The organism is Streptomyces sparsus, assembly GCF_054776295.1.
Genome location: NZ_BAAHCA010000445.1, coordinates 1 through 3,975 on the forward strand (window position 1 = coordinate 1; position 3,975 = coordinate 3,975).

A 3,975-nucleotide genomic window follows, 5' to 3' on the forward strand; every position below is an offset into this window, starting at 1 on the left:
CCGCGCTCAGCTCGCCGCGGCCCGCGCCGACGTCCACGAACGCCAGTCGCTCCGGCCGGCCGAGGGCGTCGTCCACCCGGCACAGCAGGGCGGCGACGGCTGCCGCGTACAGCGGGGAGGCGTGCACGGAGGTGCGGAAGTGCGCACTCGGCGCCTGGCGCACGAAAAAACCGTCCCGGCCGTACAGCGCCTCCTCGGTGGCGCTCCGCCACCCCCGCCAGCCACCGGCCACCCCCGCGCGGCCGTCCGCCCCCGCGCCGTCGTCCGCCTCCGCGCCGCCATCCGTCACGCCGGCGCCGCCGTCGTCCGTCACGCCCGTCCAGTCGTCAGTCACGGCTGCCACGGTAGAAGGCCGCGCGGACGTTCCCGTTCCGGGTGCCGTTCGGGGCGTCTCCACCTTGCGGAGTACGCCCGCCGCTCAGGGATCGATCGTCCGGTTGACCTCTGCACGTATTTCACCTGCCTACGCTGGGTTACGTGAACCGGCTCTACGAGTTTCTCCGAGCGCATCCCACGTGGGTCGACGGCTTCTGGGCCTTCGTCCTGCTGGTGTTCTCCGCGCTGTGGATGGCCACGGAGGCCTCGTACGAGCCGCAGTACAACGGCTGGCAGCTGCTCGCCGGCGCATTCATCTCGCTCGCGCTGTGCCTGGTGGTCGCGCTGCGGCGCCGGCACCCCGAGGCCATGCTGCTGCTGGCGACGGCCGCCGGCCTCGCGCAGGTCGCGGTGGGCGTCTTCGCGGTGGTGCCCGACTTCGCCATGCTCGTCATCGTCTTCACGGTCGCCACCCGGACGGTGCGCTGGGCCTCCCGCTACGCCCTGGTCGCCGCGTTCGTGGCGCCCAGCGTCGGCGCGTTCCGCTTCCTCGTGCCGGAGAGCGGTGGGGACAGCGTCGCCGACGCCTTCGGCATCGTCTTCCTCACCCTGTGCTTCGTGCTGGCCTGGGTGCTCGGCGACTCGGTGCGGACCCGCCGCGCCTACTACGAGCAGCTGGAGGAGCGGGCCGCCCGCCTGGAACGGGAGCGGGAGGCGCAGTCGAAGGTGGCCGTCGCCGCGGAGCGGGCCCGCATCGCCCGGGAGCTGCACGACGTGGTCGCGCACAACGTGTCCGTGATGGTCGTTCAGGCCGACGGCGCCGCCTACGTGCTCGACTCCGCGCCCGACCAGGCCAAGCAGGCGCTGGAGACGATCGCCGGCACCGGCCGGCAGGCCCTCGCCGAGATGCGCCGGCTGCTGGGCGTGCTGCGCAGCGGGGAGGGCCCGCAGGGCGGCGAGTACGTGCCGCAGCCCGGCGTGGAGCAGCTCGCCGACCTCGTCGACCAGGTGCGCGGCGCCGGACTGCCGGTGGACTTCCGCATCGACGGCACCCCGCGTCCGCTGCCCAGCGGGGTCGAGCTGACCGCGTACCGCATCGTGCAGGAGGCGCTCACCAACACCCGCAAGCACGGCGGCCCGGACGCCGGCGCGATGGTGCGGCTGAGCTACGGCGACGACGAGCTGCGGCTGCTCGCCGAGGACGACGGCCGCGGTTCGCAGCAGGAGCTGTACGCCGAGGGCGGTGCCGACGGCCAGGGGCACGGGCTGATCGGCATGCGGGAGCGGGTCGGCATGATCGGTGGCACCCTGAGCACCGGACCGCGGCCCGGTGGAGGATTCCGAATCACCGCGCAGCTGCCGCTGAAGGGCGCAGACTGACGTGGCCGGTCCGGGTCCGGCCCGGCGCGGAGGCGGCACCCGAGGTGCCCGCCGCCCGACGTGCCCGGAGAGGCCGTGCCCGGTGGACGCCGTGCCCGGTGAGCTGTCCCCGACGTGACGAATGTGAGAGGTACCCCAGAGATGACCGTCCGCGTAATGCTCGTCGACGACCAGGCGCTGCTGCGCACCGGCTTCCGCATGGTGCTGGCCGCCCAGCCGGACATGGAGGTCGTCGCGGAGGCCGGGGACGGCGCCCAGGCGTTGGAGGCGCTGCGGTCCACCACCGTGGACGTGGTGCTGATGGACATCCGCATGCCGGTAATGGACGGCGTCGAGACGACCCGCCGGATCTGTACGGAGGGCCAGGGCGGACCGGGCGACCCCAAGGTGCTGATCCTGACCACCTTCGACCTCGACGAGTACGCGTTCGCCGCGCTGAAGGCCGGGGCGAGCGGCTTCATGCTGAAGGACGTGCCGCCGAACGAGCTGCTCGCCGCGATCAGGTCGGTGCACAGCGGTGACGCGGTGGTGGCGCCGTCCACCACCAAGCGGCTCATCGACCGCTTCTCGCCGCTGCTGCCGTCCGCTGTCGAGGAGCCCGTCAGCAAGGAGGTCGCGCGGCTCACCGAGCGGGAGCGGGAGGTGCTGCTGCTCGTCGCGCAGGGCCTCTCCAACGGGGAGATCGCCGCCCACCTGGTGCTGTCCGAGGCGACGGTGAAGACGCACGTCGGGCGCATCCTGACCAAGCTGGGGCTGCGCGACCGGGTGCAGGCCGTCGTACTCGCCTACGAGACGGGCCTGGTCCGAGCGGGCGGCGGCTCCCGCTGAGCGGGTGGCCGCCGGCCCGTTGACCGGGCGTCCGGTCGGGGCGTCCGGCGGCTCAGCGCAGTACCGCCTGGAGCAGGTCGCTGCCGAGGCGGGCCACCACGGGCACGTCTGCCTGGTGCTGCACGTAGCGGCCCTGCCGGCGGGTGGTGAGCAGGCCGGCCTGCCGCAGCACCTTGAGGTGCCGCGACACCTCGGGCGCGCTGATGCCGAGCGCGTTGGCGAGTTCGCTCGTCGTGTAGGGGGCGCGGGCCAGGTGGCGGCACAGCCGGATGCGCACCGGGTGGGCCAGCGCCTCCAGCCGCCGTTCCATCAGCGCCACCGACTCCGGCCCGGCCCGCAGCTCGGGGGAGGCGATCGGGTACTCGATGACCGGCCGCCAGCCGGGTGCGTGCAGCACCAGCAGGTGCGGCCAGCCGAACGCCGTGGGCACGAGGGTGACGCCCGCGCCGACCGCCGGATCCACCGCCGTGGTGCGGCCGGTGGCCATCTTGTCCACCATGATGTGCTGCCGGGAGCCGTCGTCGTGCAGCGTCACCGCGGGGGAGACGGCGGTCAGCGCGGCGGCGAGGCCGCGGTGCCGCAGCAGCTCCGACTTGTGGCGGGCGTCGGCGGCGAGTTGGGCCTGTACCCGCTGCCAGGTGTCGGCGAAGAACGCCTCGTCGCAGTCCTCCAGCAGGCGGCGGATCCACGCCCGCACGGTGGGCGGGTCGTCGAGCAGGTGCTGCACGAACTCCAGCTGCCGCGGGCCCCGGGCGGCGGCCCGCTCCAGCGCGCGCTGCCGGGCCGCGGCGTCGGCCAGCGGCGACGGGCCGCCGCCGGAGTAGTCGCTGGAGCAGTTGATCTCCAGTGCCGCCTGCACGTAGCGGTCGTCGTCCATCCGGTCCACCGAGTCCAGCTCCTCGGCTAGCGTGCCGCCGGGCACCTCCTGGTAGGAGGAGAGGATGTCCGAGCGGGTCGAGCGCCACAGGAAGTCGGCCTCGGCCAGCCGCCCGGCGAGGTCCGGCTTGAGCCCCGCTGTGGTGGACGTGGTCCAGCCGTGCAGGCCCGGGTGGTGGGCCGGCTCGGACAGCGCGTGCAGCGCCGCGCCCAGCTCCGCCAGGGGAGAGGGGGCGAAGACGATGCGCTCGGCGGGCAGCGAGGTGATGTCGATGGCGACGCTCATGGGGCCATCCTGCCCGGCGTCCGACGGGCCGCGGCCGTCGATTGAGCGCTTCCGTCAATCGACGTGCCCGCCGGTCCGTGCCCGGCGCAGCGTGGAGGCATGAGCTTCCTCAACGAGTACGCACTCGCCCAGTACCGCGCCGCCCAACGGTCCGATCCGACCGTTCCGCCGCCCGGCACCCACGACTGGCGGACCCTCGCCGAACTCGCCGACGCCAACCGCGTCACCCGGCGCGCCGACTGGGGCCGCCGCCCCCGCCGGCCCCTCGGCGGACGTCTGCGTCGGCTGCT

General features: G+C 74.1%; 3 protein-coding genes and 2 pseudogenes. 3 read left to right on the forward strand and 2 right to left on the reverse strand.

Translation table 11 applies throughout. The features are described 5' to 3' along the window. Positions 1-289, reverse strand: a pseudogene (locus ACYVE9_RS18145) (SAM-dependent methyltransferase); the annotation flags it as partial. 188 nt (positions 290-477) lie between these two features. On the opposite strand from ACYVE9_RS18145, the gene ACYVE9_RS18150 reads away from it, so the two are divergent. Both ACYVE9_RS18150 and ACYVE9_RS18155 read left to right on the forward strand, forming a co-directional pair. Beyond that, a complete protein-coding gene (locus ACYVE9_RS18150; RefSeq protein WP_461028932.1) occupies positions 478-1,695 on the forward strand; it encodes a sensor histidine kinase in 1,218 nt (405 codons plus the stop codon). Between the two features lie 141 nt (positions 1,696-1,836). Beyond that, positions 1,837-2,523, forward strand: coding sequence for a response regulator (locus ACYVE9_RS18155; RefSeq protein ID WP_461028933.1), 687 nt, complete (start codon positions 1,837-1,839; stop codon positions 2,521-2,523). A 52-nt stretch (positions 2,524-2,575) separates the two neighbouring features. On the opposite strand, the gene ACYVE9_RS18160 is transcribed toward ACYVE9_RS18155, so the two are convergent. Continuing rightward, entirely contained in the window at positions 2,576-3,685 is a 1,110-nt protein-coding gene (locus tag ACYVE9_RS18160) for a DUF5937 family protein (RefSeq protein ID WP_461028934.1), read from the reverse strand. A gap of 99 nt (positions 3,686-3,784) precedes the next feature. Here ACYVE9_RS18160 and ACYVE9_RS18165 point away from each other — a divergent pair. Further along, positions 3,785-3,975, forward strand: a pseudogene (locus ACYVE9_RS18165) (hypothetical protein); the annotation flags it as partial.